The organism is Deltaproteobacteria bacterium, assembly GCA_026712905.1.
GTDB lineage: Bacteria > Desulfobacterota > Binatia > UBA9968 > JAJDTQ01 > JAJDTQ01.
On the sequence record JAPOPM010000161.1, the window covers coordinates 1 to 15,102 of the forward strand.

Sequence of the window (15,102 nt, forward strand, 5' to 3'; positions counted from 1 at the left end):
CGATGCGAGCGGCCATACCTGGCATCATGACAACAAGCTTCTCTTCGACTACACGAAACTGGGCGGCACCGCCCTGATGGAGGCCCGGGGCATTATCGGGATCGAGAGCGGCATGCCGGGCCTCGGCGGCGCCATGACCGACGACGAGATCTGGGACGTGCTCTCCTACATCCGCTCCACTTGGCCGGACCGCATCCGCGAAATCCAGGCCGGCAGAAATCCGCCGCACGGGCCATGACCGGTCCGCGCCTCACACAGGACGCGCCAGACCTTGCGTCCGGAGGCGTCGACACGTATGCCGAAGCCAGGCATGTGGCGGTTTCAGACCACGGTATCGCCGGATTCGACCGACAGTGCGTCAACGGCGCGAAAAACATGACAAAATAGGACTACTGTCATCCCATGTGCGGCCGCTACACGCAGACGGCAAAGTTGCAGGATTTAATGGACCGTTCTGCAATTTAATTGAATTTATGTCCTATTTATCAACAGGTTATACATTTCACGCCTTGAGACGTAATCGATACGCAACCTGATTCGGTCAATACTCAGTCCCCGCAAGCGCGTGTATGTCCCGGTAACCGTTCAGTACCGCCGAAGATCGTCCGACCGCAGGTGAGATCGGAGCCCGAAGCCCCCGCGGCCTATGGCCGCGGCGTATAGGTAGCCCGGCTGAGTTCGCTGATCCATGCTTGAACTTCCTCAACTTTCCAGGCGACCGCACGGGGACCGATTTTGACCGCCGCCGGGAACTGACTGCCACTCATCAACCGATACATTGTGGATTTCGCCAAACCGGTAAGAGTGACTACGTCATCGGCTCGCATTAGTCGTGGCGGAAGGTCGGGTGTGCGGGCAGGTGTCCTGGCAACGTCCGCGCCGCATCTACTGCACCGGGGATGATCCTGCAACGCTTCCCGGAGTGCTTGTTTCACGATGTCTCGAAGCTCGGAGCCGTCAATTTGGACAATGCCCGATATCTTTCCCTCCATTCTTCAACTTCTCCCTGGTGATATCCTTGGTGACACCAGTCTCGCCGGGAAACCTGGTTCTGTTGGGCAGAGCGGGCGGCGGAAACTGGTTCAGGTTTGGTGCGCGGAGTTGACGTACATCGCCGTGCAGAAGGGCTTCCTGTACCTGGTGGCAGTCATGGACTGGGCCACCCGCCGGGTACTCTCCTGGAGGCTGTCGAACACCCTCGACGCACGTTTCGGCACAGACGCCCTCACTGAAGCCCTCCAGCGCTACGGCCGCGCCGAGATCTTCAACACCGACCAGGGCAGTCAGTTCACCAGCCTGGAGTTCACCTCCGTGCTCAAAGAGTCAGGTGTCGCCATCTCCATGGACGGCAGGGGCCGGTGCATGGACAACATCTTCATCGAGCGCCTGTGGCGCTCCCTCAAGTATGAGGCCGTTTACCTGCACGAGATCTTCTGACGGCCTCCAGGCCCAGCGGCTGATCTCTCGGTGGTTCGCCTTCTATGACCGGGCGCGCCCCCACTCCGCCTTGGGGGGCTCCACCCCGGCCGAGGTCTACGAAAAGGGAATGCTGACGCAGAGGCCGGCACAGCGCTGCAGCTCCCCTGCCTCTCTGCCGGCTCAACCGGAACAGCAGGACGTGTTAAACAGGACCCTGGCGGCACGATCGATCATCCGGAATACACCTTAACTCCGCCGCCATCCTGTCCAAGAAACCAGGACCACGCCACCTCATCCACCCGCTACTCCAAAACCGTCGGCTCCGGTTGCATCGGCGGCACGCCTGCGTAAACGAGTGCCCCCAGCTTTTGATAAGAGCCTTCTACAGCACGCAGGGAGCCATCCGGCTGGGTGATCAATAACAGCACCTCCGATGCGGTCAAGTCAGATAGCTTATCGTGCACTAGACGGTAGTGACACGAGCCAGACAGGCGGAACTCCGCAACCTCTGTACCGTCTGGGCTCTCCCACGTGTCGTGTACTTCCAAGCGAATCTCGATCACCTCGGCATCGTCCGTCGTTAAGAGCGTTTGCGTTACATCGCCGATGGCCTTCGGATGGTATCCACTATTCGTTTCCAGTACTTGAATTTCCCCGGCAGTCGTGCCGTAGACAAAGTCGAATACTTGTTCTTTCGGCAACGGCGCTATCGAACTCCTGAGTTCGGATAACAGCGATTTCATGTTCCGGTGGAACGTCAGCGTTCGCCCTGTCGCCAGTTGGTCCACTTCACTTCGAAGATATGGATGCAGCCTGTCGTCTCCACCATGGCCAACGAAATCTCCATCACACGCGACAAACACCACATCATGCTCCGCCAACAGATCCACACATTGTTCCCAGATCTTGCAATCTGCCGGACTAGAACGCCGGTGGCTCGGCGGCTGCTGAACTTGATGCCTTAGTTCGGCTCGTTTCCGAAGTATTTCGGTCTCCGACAACAACACGGCTCCGACAGTACCTGCGTTTGCGAGCGCCTTCGCGCGACTTGCAATCTCCTTATCACTGGGACCGCACCATCCATTCACTCCTCCGCAGAAGCGCGCCAACCACGTCAAGTTTGCTTCAACTTGTTTCTTCTTCTCTATGGCTCGTCGAGTCAGGTTCCGTTCGCACTCCTCCGCCACGATCTGTGGTACCACCAACTGCATTCCCCGAGCGTACAGATAGTGCTTGAGCGCCGAGGCGCCCCTGGACGTGAGCCCAATCTCTGCGATGAATGTACTGCTGTCGAGGACCAGAACCTCCTGAGCGGTCACATCTCTTTGTTTTGCCTTCCTCATGCCTTGTCCTCACTTGAGGTAGTGTTAAACGAGTAGGAGGGGCGCTCCCGTCGGCCCGGAGGATGCCCGCGCACACGTTCGGCGATGGCGTTATCCGCTCACCGCCGCCCAGGGTGCGTCAAGGGATGTAGGGGTTCGCATTTCCTTGCAGCCCCTCAATCACAAAATTTCGCCAGCGTTCCGTGTCGTCGGGCGGATCCTGTTCGTGCCATCGCTGCAACATGTCGCCCTGTAGGTTGGCGGGTAGCGGCAACCGGTAGCTGTCGACCATGTACAGGATGGAGCGCGCCATATCGCCTTTCACGGCGTCTCTCGGCTCAACGATCGCCTCCTGCCGGAGGCCAGGGACGAGAGCGATGGCGACGCGCCACAAGACGCGGGCGCGGGCGGCCCGCCGCCTCCCGGCGGCGGCAGCGATGAATCCGCCGATCCCGCCAAAGACGGCGACGATCAGGACAAGGACGACGAGGACGGCGGTGACGATGCGGACAGTCAGGACGGGGACGACGGCGACGGTCACGACGGGAACCGCCAGGGCGAAGGCGGCGCATCCGATGCGCCGCCGAGCCACGATCCTTCCGGCACCGGAGAGGTCCTGGACGCCGACACCCGCGCGGACGACGGCTCCGATCTCGGCGAGGCGGCCGTGGACGCCGTCGCCGAGGAGCAGGCGTGGGACGAGGCCATGCACCAGGCGCTCAACATCGCCAGGGCCGAGGGCAAGGCGCCGGGCCTCGTCGCGGAGACGGTCCGGAACGCCCATGCGAGCAGACTCGACTGGCGAACGCTCCTGCGCCGCTACATGACCGACGCCGCAAGCCGCGACTATAGCTGGAGCGTTCCCAACAGGCGCTTCATCGACTCAGGCCTCTACCTGCCCTCGATCCGCTCCGAAGGCATCGACACGATCGCGGTCATCATCGACACCTCGGGCTCTGTCCCGGCCCAGACCCTCGCCGATTTCTGGGCGGAACTGCGCGAGGTCGCGGACGAGGTCCGTCCCGGGAGGGTCATCGTGCTCCAGGTCGACACCGCATTGCAGGACGCCGCAGAGTACTCGTCCGACGAACTCCCCGACGAGATCGCCCTCAAGGGCCGGGGCGGCACCGACTTCCGCCCGGGCTTCGAGTGGCTCCACGAGCCGCGGATACCGCCGGGAGTGTGCCTCTACTTCACGGACATGGGATGCTCCAGCTACCCGGACAGCCCCCCTCCCTTCGACGTCGTCTGGGTCAACTACGGGCCTCCCCCGTCGGATTGGAACCGCGAGCCCTGGGGCGAACGCATCGACATCACCGCCTGACGTCCGGCGGACGCCCCAGGGCTTCGGAGCCCCATCTTCACAACTAACCGATTTTCATGGGGAGATCGCTGCACATAAACCGTGCATTCCGTTGGATCCCGGATGGACAGGGCGATTTCGGGCGCGCACCCGCCATATGCACAGAATTTTCCACAGACCCTGTGGCCAACCTGAAAGGGGAACCGGACGCGACATGACCGAACTTCCGCGCAATCCTGACGGCTCGATCGACGTACGGAGCCAGGAGTTCCACCGTTTGCGGGCCGACACCTTCATGTCCAAACCCGCCCGGGACATGTGGATGATCGCGACGCTGTTAGCCGGGTTCGACCCGGACGAGTTGTGGGAAGAAATCCGGCGGCAGCGGGCGGGAAGGAGGCCTTCTGGAAGAATCAACGAGCCGACCGTGCTCAATGCGATGGATGCCCTGATGCGGCGACACCGCGCGGAGCTTGCGAACCGGCAGGGAGGGCGGCCATGAAGATACGGTTTAGGCGCGGCAAAGTCCGCGGTCCGGTCCCGGCCTACGGAGTGTACGTGGGCGACAGCCGAATAGGAACCGTCATGCGGAGCGCCTTGCCCATGCGCCGCAGGCCCTGGACCTTCTTCCCGTACGCCGAGCATGGCGAGCTGCGGGAGTACAGGTTGTGCGATCTTCGGCGGGCAATCCAACGCCGGGTAGACCGCGGGACCTTCGGAAGGTTCGGAAAGTAACGGCGCGCAAGGCGCACGGACAGGCAGAGAGACCGCTGCTTAGAAACTGTCCATGTGTTTCCCAGCCTCAACGCCGTGCCTCAGCCAGACGGAAAGCAGCACTATCTCCCGCCGCCGCGCATGTCCCAACGCCCCCTCGCAACCATCCCGCGCAGCCAGCCGTCCGCACCCGCCACTTTCTCACCGGCTTCCGTACCGTCACAACCCCAGGTCCATCCCGGACCCCCGGCTCCGTTCCGGCGCGGGCAGTTCCGGGGCCTTCTCCTGCGATGCCCGGCCGTCACCATCATTCGCGGCCGGCGATTCACGTCCCTGATCCGGCGATTTTCCGCCCGGCCCCGCGGCATCGACGACCCTGTCCCGTGTGGCCACAACTGCCTCGCCGATGCCCTCCAGCGCCGCGATGCGCTCCCCGGTCACGGCCTGGAGCTGGGCACAGAGTTCCTTCGCGTCGTCGGTGACGACTTCGGCGCGGTCGCGCGCGCGGCTGATCTCGACGTAGAACGACTTCTGCGTGGTCAGGTGCCGGTGCCGTGCCTCCATCGCCGCGATCACGTTGTCCACCGTGCGGCCCTGGAACGCATGCACGGTCGACGCCCAGGCATGGTCCAGGTGGCGAATCTGCCGATCTTTACGGCCGAGTTCGAGCTTGCGCCCGTCCTCCAGTTGGAACGTCACCCGCTCGTTCCTTACCCCGGCTACCTCGGCGGTGCGGCTGTTGACGAGCCCGAGACCCTTATCGTTGCGGGTCCAGCGGATGCGGTCGCCCGTGCGTAGGTCTATCTCCTCCGTCCGGTAGACCTCGGTTCCGCCCTTCCGCCCGCCCACTTCGGCCGGCTTCCACGCGACCGTCCCGCCGTCCCTGCCTTCGAGCATCACCGACCGGGCCTCGTGATCGACGCCTACGACGCGGCGCTCGTCGCCCTTCTCGACGCCGAGCCGCTGGTAGGAGCGATGGAAGGCGACCACGTCCCCGGGCGCATAGTTGTCGGCGAGGGCCTTCGCGGCATTGGTGTAACCCTTCGACACCAGCCGCTCGGAAAACATCGCGGGGCCGTGTATGCGCCCCTCCCGGACCAAACGCTCCCGGATATGGCCGTTGATCGCCTGCCGGAGCTCGTGCCTCGGCGCCATGACGCCGGTGTTCTCCCGCGCCTCGGGCGAAAGCGCGAGCCAACGGGCGGCGACGGCACCCGCAATCTTGTCGCGCTTCACCTCCGCGACGTTGTATCCGAGCTTCTCGAAGGCGCGCGCGATCTCGCCTGCGAGGGTCGCCTCGACCGCTTCCTTGAGCGCCGGATCTCGTTGGCGCATGATTTCGTCCATGACGGCGGTCTTCATGCCCGCGGCCTGAAGCTGGGCGAAGGGCTTGCCGGCATCGACGGCGTCGAGCTGCTTCGCGTCGCCGACCAGCACCACGCGCGGGATGCGGAACGCGCTCGCGATGCGCAGGAGGTCACGGGCCTGCACGGTCGAGGCCAGCGAGCCTTCGTCGACCACCAGGATGGTTTTGGCGAACGCCGCCTGCATCTCCCGCTGCCCTTTTTCCGTGAGCCTGCCCTCGACTACGCCGGTGTTGCGGGCAAGGAACCTTTGCAAAGTTTCGGATTCGATGCCTGCCTCCGACGCGAGCGTCTTGACTGCCGATGCAGAGGGCGCGAGGCCCACCATGCGCCACTCCTTCTTCTCCGCGAGGGTCCGCACCCTGTCCAGCATGGTGGTCTTGCCGGTGCCGGCATAGCCCTGGACACCGACCACACGGTCCTTCGCGGACAGGATGAGCTTCACCGCGTCCCTCTGTCCGACCGTGAGCGGCCCCCGGTGGAGATGCGCCTGTACCGCCCAGCTCCGCATCGGAGCATCCCCCTGTCCCTCGCCCGCGCGCATGAGCTCGATGGTTTCGCGCTCCTCGCCCACGGTCCGGTCCGTGGCGAGCGCTTCCTCCGCGGCCGGCAGGCTCACGGCATGCAGCATGCCCGCCCTCTCCAGGGCCGCCACCTCACGCTCGGCCTCGGCCAGAGTCGTCCGCCCCGGTGCATACGCGAGCGCCGCAGCGAAGAGATCGTTACGCGCGAACACCGCTTGGCGCTCCGAAAGATGCTCCATCGCCCAGGCGACGGCCTCCGTAGCCGCACCCCGACCGGGTGCAGGGATGTCGCCAATCGCCGCATTCATGCTTGGTGTGCCGTTTACCGCCACAAACGCCTTGCCCGTCTCCGTCGTGGTCTCCCGGCCCTTTGTCGAGGGCGCGGCGACCTTCGCCGCCGCCGCGGCAGCGATCGCATGGGCGTCGAACCCGAGGTCGGCCGCCTGCTTCTCCCAAACCCCCAGGAGCGCACCCCGGTCGACATCGCGCTTCGCCGCCCGGGTCATGAGCGCGGCGCGCTCGGCAATGCGCGGGTTTGCCGCGGTGGCGCCGAGACCGCGCTCTTCCATCGCCGCCTCGATCTCGGCCCTGCGGGTCGAGAAGGCCTCTACCACCTCGCGCGAAACGCCCGCGATCTCGAAGCGTCCATCCGCGTGGGTCTTCTCGATCCCGTAACCGAGTTCGGCCAAGTATCGCGCCAGCTCGTTCCGGTAGAGCATGCCGATGAGCTTCTGCCGTTCGTAGAGGCCCTCGTTGGCCATCGTGCGCCACTTGCCGTCTCCGCCCCTCACCATGTTGGCCAGGACGGCGTGGGTGTGAAGCTGCGGGTCCAGGTTCCGCGAGGTATCGTGGCGGAATGTGGCGGCGACGATCTCCTGATCGCGTGCCCGCACCATCCGCCTGGTCTTCGGGTCATGCACCCGGGTCTCGGCCGCATTGCCCTCCACCCAGGCGAGCGTCGCCTTCACGGCCCGGTCGTGCGCGTCGACGATTCGTGTATCGCCGCCGACGAGCGCCGCGATCGAGACAGACTTGGGAGCGGAGAAGGTGAGGTCGCGCCCCGGACGGTGGACGATCTCCCCATCCTTGCCCTGGCGGCCCAGCCGGCGGCCCGAGCCGTCCGGCACCTTCCCTTCCAGCACGGACCTGAAGACGTCCGAATCAACCTCGCCCGAGAGCCCCAACTCCGCCGCGCCCCTGCCGGCCCACGCGCTCGCCGACTTGTGCCCGGGATCGTCGTTCGCGTAGTAGCCGTCGCGCTCGTAGTAGCTGGCGCCCTGGGCGGCCGAACCGAGCGCTCCGATGGACAGCATCTCAGGCCCAATCCTGTGCCCGATGGGTGTCCGGCGCCGAAGATCGCGGCTCGGCGCCAGAGCGGCTGCCGTCGCCACGCTCCTCCACGCCGGCAGGGACGGGCGCTACGGCTGGCGGATCGGCCTTGTCTTCGCCCTCCACCCGCTCGTCCACGAGACCCGAATCGCCATCGCCCGGCTCTCCGTCCGGCGTCGACGCATCCGTTTCCGCGTTTGCCGCATCGCCCTCCCGCGCGACGAACCGTTCGGCCGAGGCCGGGCGATCGACGTACCGGAGTTCTATGGAGGTGACCGGAAACGGGCCGGGGAATTTCAGGTACCCGTGCAGGTTTTCGAGCCGCATGATCTCCGACGGCAAAGCCAGGGGGCGCATCTGGCGGTGCTGGGTGAGCGAGACGCCGTCGCGCATGGTGCTGGCGCCGTAGCTCATGCCGTGCGTGTACTCCTCGACCTCTCCGCGCCCGAGGCTCTCTGCCGACCACTGCGCGGTCTCCTGGTCCGGGGCCGACAGCACCACGCGGGTGCCGCAGAGCCCGGAGATGGTTTCCGCGCCGTTCCTGCCGTAGATGTCCCGCAGGGACGAGAACACCTGGATTCCCAGCACGAAGCAGCCCCCGAACTGGCGGGACTCCGCGAGCCCCGGCTGCAGGCTCGGCACCTGGTGGAGGGGGGGCAGCTCGTCCAGGACCAACCAGATCCGCCGCGCGTCGTCGTGGTGGAGCGAGAGGAGCGCGTTGACCGCGATCTCGAGCCAGGTGGAGATGAGTCCCCGCAAGCTCGCGTGCTGGTCTCCGCGGGAAGTGAGGAACAGGAACCCCGTCTCGTCCTCCCGGCCGACCCACTCGCGGATCGAGAAGGACATTCCCGTATCGGGCAGGAACTCCAGCGCGCCCAGATTCGCGGTCAGCATCGCTCGCACGGAGAGTGCGGTCTTCGGGTTCTCAGGGCTCACGATGGACTGGGCCACGGTGCCCTCCATGGCTTGGGCCAGTGCGGCCAGTTCGGTCTTGAGCAGTTCATCGACGAGCCTCCGGTTCTCGGTCACTCCATCCCTCCAGAGGACCCCCGCTCCATTGGAGAACAGTTGCCTCGCGGCCGTCACCCAGAACGGGTCCACCGTGTCCTTCTGCTGGGGAATCAAGGCAGCGGCCATCATGTCGAAGTCGCGGGGCGTCCTGGCCTCGAAAAAAGGCGACCAGCGCGGAGCGCGGGCGTCCAGGGGGTTCATCAGCACGTCGCGGGCGGGATCGAAGAACGAACGCGTATACGTCCCCATCTTGTCGTAGACGATGCAGCGCTCGCCCCGCGCCCGGATCTGGGCGACGAGGTCCGAGATCAGCACGGTCTTGCCCGAGCCGGTGGTGCCCGAGACGATGGTATGCTGTGTCTCGGCGCGCTCGGGCCACGGAATTCCGGCGATGCGGCAGGAGGCCCGGCGCGCGGCCGGAAAAAAGGTCTCCGCCAAGCGCACCGAGAAGGGCTGCACACGCCTTCGGAGCTCACGCGCCGTAGCCATCTCGGCGCCGCGCAGGCGTTTGGCGCGCTCCATGCGACGTCCGATGATCCAGAACAACAACGTGAAGAGGGCCATGGCGCCCGCGCCCAACCCCAGGCCCATCCACGCCTTGCCGTAGATGGTGTCGAGCAGGCGTCTACGGATCCGTTCGATTCTGGGGTCCGCGGCGATGTCGACGATCCTCGTCGCCGTTTTCCTGCCTTCCCGCCACTCGTACGCCTGCCCCGAATCGCGGTCATACCCCAGGGCCAGCTTGACCTGGGCCAGGGTCCCCATGCCGACGACACGCCATTCATAGCCGGTCGTGGTGCGGAAGGCCGCGACAGCGGGGACCAGAATGATCGTCAGGACGAGGCCGAGGATTTCCCAGCGGACCAGCTGCCCCCACATGTGAACATCGTGGAGAAGGGTCTGGCCTCCTCTGAGCGTAGCCTTTCCGAACATCATCGAATCCTTCCGTTCACGGCCCGAGCGCCTCGTCCCGGTCGAAGGGACCGCCGTCTGCCCGATCCTTCTTCCTGCCCTTGTCCGGCGCCGTGTTCCCGGCCGTGCCGTAGAGCTTGCCGCCGAGCCACTCCCCCACCAACGGGACCGCTTCGGCTGCATGCTGCCCAAAGGGCCGGTCGGTTTCCGCCGCCACCTTGGCGCGCCCCTTCTCGTTGCGCTCTTCCGCCACCCCGCCCCGCACCTTGCGTTCCGCCTCCCGGATATCCAGCTCGGTATCGGTCTCGGCGCGCCTCTGTCCCGCCCGTATTCCGACGCTGCCCCGTTCATGGCCCCCGCCGCCGTATTCCCGAGCCCAGCCCGACCACTCCGCCCAAGCCGCCGTGGTCCCGCTCCTGTGCGACTCCCGCATCCCTTCAACGGTCCGTTCGTAGTCCGCCGACTCCGCCACGGAGGCGGGGTCCGCGCCCCGGGGCGCCGGGAACCGTTCCGCGATGAAGGCGGCGGCGTGTGCACGAAGCTCTTCGGCGTCCTCCGGCGTCTGAGGGGAGGCCAGCCGCATGGCGCCCGCAACGCCGATATCCCTACCATCGGCGCCCCTGCGGGCGGTCAGCCAGGTGAAGAAAGGCTGGCCCAGCTCCCGGTCGATGGCCTGGGCCTGGCTCCGCACCTCGGCCGCTTGGTTGCTCCAACTCTCGGCTTCTCGGTGACTGAGGGCCTCCTGCTCCCCGAAGCGGCGCATCCGCGTCAGGTTCGACCCGAAACTCTCCTCCAGGCTCTTGAGCTCGCTCTCGCCCGATGCGGTGGAGTAGCGCCTCGACGCTTCGGCCACCCGGGACCAGACATCGAGCAGGCTGTTCTGCTCGGCATAGTCGGTCATCCGGTTCCAGGCCTCCCGGCTCAAGGTCTGGCCCCGCCAGCTCACCGATCCGTCGGCTCCGAACTTGACGATGAAGTCGAAGCCCCCTCCCGCCTTGGCCGCGCTGGTGATAGCGGCCGCCTGCTCCTTGGTGATGCCGCCAGCCTCGGACAGCCTCTCGAAGTGGGATTCGAGGCTCTGGACCCTCTGGCTCTCGCTCTCCGTCACTCCCCGCGAATGCGCGACGCCCGTGTTCACGTCGCGCGAGAACCGCTCGACCATGGCCGCCGAATCGGTAGCGGCCGCCGTCCGTGCCGTGGCGGCCTCCGCCGACCAGTGCCGGGCCTGCTCCCGGGCGGCGCTCGCCCGGTTCTCGTGGCTCGTCGCGAGGGATTCGGAGAGCCTCACGCCCGCCGCCGGGATACGGCTCGTGGCGGAACCCGCGTCCGCCACCGCGGTGCCGTCACCGGTCACGGTGAAGCCCGCGCCTCCGGGGGCGAACCCCGTGTAGCGGTCCGTGTCGACATGCAGCGAGGTCCGGACCTGGTTTCCCTCGACCGTTCCGAAGCGGTGGGTGTCGGACACGGTGTTGGCGAGCGAGACGTTGCCCGTCGTGCCCTCCTGCGCCGCCGAGGACGCCGCCTCCTGGCCGACCGCGAGCACCGAGGTGGCGAGACCTGTCGCCCTCCCCACCCCGTAGGCCAGTGCGGCGGCGAGGAACGGCACTGACATCGAGAGGTAGCCCGACATGACCGCCACGTCCGACGCCACCGCCTGGATCCCCGCCTGCGCCACAAGCGACACGCCGACGTCGCCGCCCGGCATCAGAGCGCCCGCGCTCATGCGCTCGGCGGCTTCACCCATGGAGATGCGGTGGAGGATCGCGTAGAGCGGCCCCCAGCTTTGGAGCCAGACGAGCCCCGAGAAGTAGGACCGGAAGATCCCGCTGCCCGCGGGAGTGAGCATGAGCAGCACCGCCATGGGGAAGGCCCCCACGTAGAGGCACTCGAACACGATGCGGAGCATCGGCACCCAGGTCTCAGCCTGGCGGCCGATGGCGCGGTAGGCCGAGACGGTCTGGGTCTCGGCCCGGGCCTCGGTATAGGCCCTGAGCGCGGCGGCGTTCCCGGCTTCCGCGGCCCATTGCTCGCCCGCGCCGTGGACGGCGTTCAGGACCATCTGCTGGCGCAGGATCTCGGCCGCGGTCCTCGACGCGCCGATCAGGTAGGCGTGGGCGGCGGGCAGCGCCGCCACGAACTCGGCGCGGGCCAGGGCCTCGGTCGCCGCCCCGGGAAAGAGCCTCCGCCCGAAGATACCCGACGCCCTTCCGATCTCGGCCCCCCAGAGCGCGTCGAGCCGCGAGGCCGCCTCCGCGCAGGTGACGATCTCGCGGTCAACGGGGGTCGCGCCGGTGCCCGCGGGCGCCCCGCGGGTCGCGTACTCGACCATGCGCGCGGGCGAGGCCCCGGCGGACGGCGAGCCGGTGGCGGTGACGAGCCGCCAGATGTCGGTGCTCTCGCGGAGATCGTCCGCGGAGATATGCCCCAGGAGCAGGGCGTGGAACACGCACTGCCGCGCATAGGCCCTGAGGTTACGCCCGAACACCGCGTCGGTCACTTCCATCCGGGTCACCGCGGCCGCTAGCCTCGCGCCGAAAATGAGTCCGTGGCGGCGATAGGTCAGATCGTTCGGAAGCGAGAAGGCCTGCTCGGTGAGCCGCGTGAGGCCGTCGCCCACCTGACTCGTCACGGAGGCAAAGAGCGCCAGGCCGATGGGGACGTTGGCCACGACCGCTGGCGCCAGCGCAGGGTCGAGCCGGTCCACGACCCGCACGGTCGCCTTCGGCACCACCATGGCGCCCCAGACCGCGGCGAAGAGCAGCAGCCACTTGGCGTTGTCCTTCCACGAGCCGCCGAAGGCGGTGCGGAACAGCGCCCAGGCGAGCCCGGTGACGCCCGCAATCTGAGCCAGGGTCACGAACGCTCCGCCGCCCGTGATCGCTGCGACCGCGTTCAGGAGGTCGACCAGATAGGCGCCACCTCCCAGGGTGAAGAGTTCGTACACAGCCGCCTCTCCTCGGCGCCCTTGCCGCTATCGGGACCCGGAAGCGCCGCGCGAGAAGGCGAGCGCCGCGCGGAGATCCGCCGACAACGCCCCCGCAAGCTCGGTCTCGATGAGTCTCAGCTTCTCGACCACAGCCAGTGCCGTGTTGAACCGCTCCAACCCCTCGTGACGGTGGCGCGCGAGCGCTGCCCGGTTCCGGCGCAGTCCCTCGCGCCAGCGCTCCAGTTGGTCGCCGTCCGCGATGTCCAGGGTCCCGGCGCGCGCCTCGACCGTCCGGTGGAGGTCCGAGATCCAGACCTGGAGGACGTCGAGCGCCACCGCCTCGGCGAGCGAATCCACCTCCTGCTCCACCACCGCGCCACGATAGGCCGCGGCGGTGTTCACGACACGGTAGACCGGGAGGGTGGTGAGATTGACGAGGCCCAAGGCGTCGGACGACGGCGCTGTATCCGTGCGCACGGCATCGACCAGACGGCGGAGCAGTCCCGCGACCCGGTTCCGGAACCCCCTCGCCGCCGGGACGGGCAGGCCGCCGAGGGTGGGGTTGAGACAGTCCGCGGCCGTGTCACACCGGTAGACCGGGAGGGCGCCGCCGCCTTCCATCAGGATCTCGGTCACGCGGCGGTCCAGCGCCAAGGGTTCCAGGATGCGTACTCGCGGGCCGGAAGGGTCGCTGTCCGAGACCGGCGCGGTGACGATCACGGTCCCGGAGACGGACATGGCAAACTCGCCGAGATCTTGATCCGATCCCAGAAAGCTCGAAGCCCGCACCGCACGCCAGGCGTAGTTGACGTTGACCGGAACCTGATCCTTGAGCGGTCCGGAGGCGGCGGCGAGGGTCGAGTTGCGCTTCCCGTCCGAGCCGCACCCGTGGCGGGCGGCCGCGTAGTCGGAGAAGATCCCCTGCCGCGTGCCCACGGCCGCGCAGATGGCCGCGCTCGCCCGGTCGTTCCTCGACCAGACCGCTCCGACCAAAGCCTGTGCGGTCTCGCAGGAGTCCAGGTTCTGGTTGTTGACCCACTGGGCCAAGGCCCGGAGCTTCGACATGGTCTCGGCGATCACGGGCGATATGGTCTCGAGCGCGAGCTCGAAGGCGAAGCCGGCGGCGTTCTGGGCGACGGCGCGGCCGAAGGCGATCAACTGGTCTGAGTCTATGAAGGAAAACGAGCCGGCGAACGCGTCGATGCCGCCGCAACCGGCGCGGAAGGAAGGCAGGCTTACCGAGGCGATTGCCTCCGAGCGCACCGGTGCGCGCAGGTATAGGTTCCCGAGAGTCCAGTGGCCGGACGCCTGGCCGTCGAACGCGGTCGGGCCCGTGGTGTTCACCGCCGCGCCCCTCCAGAAGTTCTCCATCTCCGAGAGGACATCCGCGTGGACGGGCGCAGCGAGCCAGAGCCCTGCCGCGGCCAACACCGCCACGAATCCGCGCCTAGTAGTCATCTCCCACCTCCCGCGCGGTCAGGGCGAAGATCCTTTCGGCGAGCTGGTCCTCGGCAACCACGCCAAAGGCGACCGGCAAAGCCCTGGAGGTCCGCGTGTCATAGAGGAAAACCGCGGGGACGACCCTGCTCGTGAGGCCCAGGCGCGCGGCGCGGCCCTGGTCGGGTACCGCTTCCGGCCAGCCTTCCAGCGGTTCGCCCGTCATCGACACCGCGAGCACGTCAAGTCCGTGGCGCAGCGCGAAGGCTCGCAGGAGCGGGCCGAACACGCGGCATCCCGAACATCGCGCGTGGCCGAGATAAATGAGCCCGTAACGCTCCTCGAGCCTGGCCAGGACCGCCGCGCGCTCCGCCCGCCGTTCGTCCGACCAGAGCCTCTTGGCGAGCGCGCCCACCGGACGCTTGAGCGTGTAGTCCAGGTCCGGGCTCGACCAGACGGTGCGGCGGAAGGCGTCCGAGAAGGAGGCGGCTCGCTGCAGGGCTTCCTGCTGGAGGCGGAGGTAGGCCGCAACGTTCTCCGGGCTCGGTTCAAGGACGGCCTTGGCCCGGGCCTCCCCCAGGACCCGGCGCATCTCCAGAATGCGTTCCATCGGCCCTGCCGGTGAAACGGGCAGCGTTTGCTGGGCCGGGACGTCACGCTCCGCGTCCTCCTGGTCCTTGTCGCAATAGAAGTGCCATCCGAGCGGCCGCGACACCTCCCCATCCGAGGCCGACGGAGACCCGCACCACGGCCGCCATTCGCGCGCGTTCACGGGCAGCACCACGACGATGCACAGGAGGCAGGCAACGGATAGGACGCATGCGCGATTCATGCCCGCCCC

Annotated in this window: 11 protein-coding genes and 2 pseudogenes; 5 read left to right on the forward strand and 8 right to left on the reverse strand. The window is 67.0% G+C overall.

Going from position 1 to position 15,102, the window contains the following annotated elements; genetic code table 11:
• The coding region (locus tag OXF11_12945) for a cytochrome c (protein MCY4488003.1) at positions 1 to 238 on the forward strand (238 nt) is incomplete at its 5' end.
• 406 nt (positions 239 to 644) lie between these two features.
• On the opposite strand, the gene OXF11_12950 is transcribed toward OXF11_12945, so the two are convergent.
• Positions 645 to 827 (reverse strand): AlpA family phage regulatory protein, encoded by a 183-nt coding sequence (locus OXF11_12950; protein ID MCY4488004.1) that lies wholly within the window; start codon positions 825 to 827, stop codon positions 645 to 647.
• A gap of 256 nt (positions 828 to 1,083) precedes the next feature.
• Here OXF11_12950 and OXF11_12955 point away from each other — a divergent pair.
• Positions 1,084 to 1,540, forward strand: a pseudogene (locus tag OXF11_12955) (IS3 family transposase).
• Positions 1,541 to 1,721: 181 nt separating this feature from the next.
• On the opposite strand, the gene OXF11_12960 reads toward OXF11_12955, so the two are convergent.
• Both OXF11_12960 and OXF11_12965 read right to left on the reverse strand, forming a co-directional pair.
• Positions 1,722 to 2,762 (reverse strand): hypothetical protein, encoded by a 1,041-nt coding sequence (locus tag OXF11_12960; GenBank protein MCY4488005.1) that lies wholly within the window; start codon positions 2,760 to 2,762, stop codon positions 1,722 to 1,724.
• A 118-nt stretch (positions 2,763 to 2,880) separates the two neighbouring features.
• The gene (locus OXF11_12965) at positions 2,881 to 3,333 is read right to left on the reverse strand and encodes an endonuclease (GenBank protein MCY4488006.1); all 453 of its coding nucleotides are present in this window, start codon (positions 3,331 to 3,333) and stop codon (positions 2,881 to 2,883) included.
• Between the two features lie 3 nt (positions 3,334 to 3,336).
• Here OXF11_12965 and OXF11_12970 point away from each other — a divergent pair.
• From OXF11_12970 to OXF11_12980, 3 genes and pseudogenes are all read left to right on the forward strand, one after another.
• Positions 3,337 to 3,591 (forward strand): annotated as a pseudogene (locus OXF11_12970) (hypothetical protein).
• Positions 3,565 to 4,065: a VWA-like domain-containing protein gene (locus OXF11_12975; protein ID MCY4488007.1), complete on the forward strand. Its 501-nt coding sequence runs from the start codon at positions 3,565 to 3,567 to the stop codon at positions 4,063 to 4,065. Before OXF11_12970 ends, OXF11_12975 begins: the two are co-directional and overlap by 27 nt.
• Positions 4,066 to 4,258: 193 nt before the next feature.
• Positions 4,259 to 4,546 (forward strand): hypothetical protein, encoded by a 288-nt coding sequence (locus OXF11_12980; protein MCY4488008.1) that lies wholly within the window; start codon positions 4,259 to 4,261, stop codon positions 4,544 to 4,546.
• 431 nt (positions 4,547 to 4,977) lie between these two features.
• On the opposite strand, the gene OXF11_12985 is transcribed toward OXF11_12980, so the two are convergent.
• From OXF11_12985 to OXF11_13005, 5 genes are all read right to left on the reverse strand, one after another.
• Positions 4,978 to 7,959: a conjugative relaxase gene (locus tag OXF11_12985; protein ID MCY4488009.1), complete on the reverse strand. Its 2,982-nt coding sequence runs from the start codon at positions 7,957 to 7,959 to the stop codon at positions 4,978 to 4,980.
• A gap of 1 nt (position 7,960) precedes the next feature.
• Positions 7,961 to 9,865, reverse strand: a complete 1,905-nt coding sequence (locus OXF11_12990; GenBank protein MCY4488010.1) for a type IV secretion system DNA-binding domain-containing protein — start codon at positions 9,863 to 9,865, stop codon at positions 7,961 to 7,963.
• Positions 9,866 to 9,935: 70 nt separating this feature from the next.
• Positions 9,936 to 12,842 carry a conjugal transfer protein TraG N-terminal domain-containing protein gene (locus OXF11_12995; GenBank protein ID MCY4488011.1) on the reverse strand — a complete coding sequence of 969 codons (2,907 nt, stop codon included), beginning with the start codon at positions 12,840 to 12,842 and terminating at the stop codon, positions 9,936 to 9,938.
• Between the two features lie 27 nt (positions 12,843 to 12,869).
• Positions 12,870 to 14,282: a conjugal transfer protein TraH gene (locus OXF11_13000; protein ID MCY4488012.1), complete on the reverse strand. Its 1,413-nt coding sequence runs from the start codon at positions 14,280 to 14,282 to the stop codon at positions 12,870 to 12,872.
• Positions 14,272 to 15,093: a conjugal transfer protein TraF gene (locus OXF11_13005; GenBank protein MCY4488013.1), complete on the reverse strand. Its 822-nt coding sequence runs from the start codon at positions 15,091 to 15,093 to the stop codon at positions 14,272 to 14,274. The genes OXF11_13000 and OXF11_13005 overlap by 11 nt, the downstream gene beginning before the upstream one ends.
• Positions 15,094 to 15,102 lie beyond the last annotated feature (9 nt).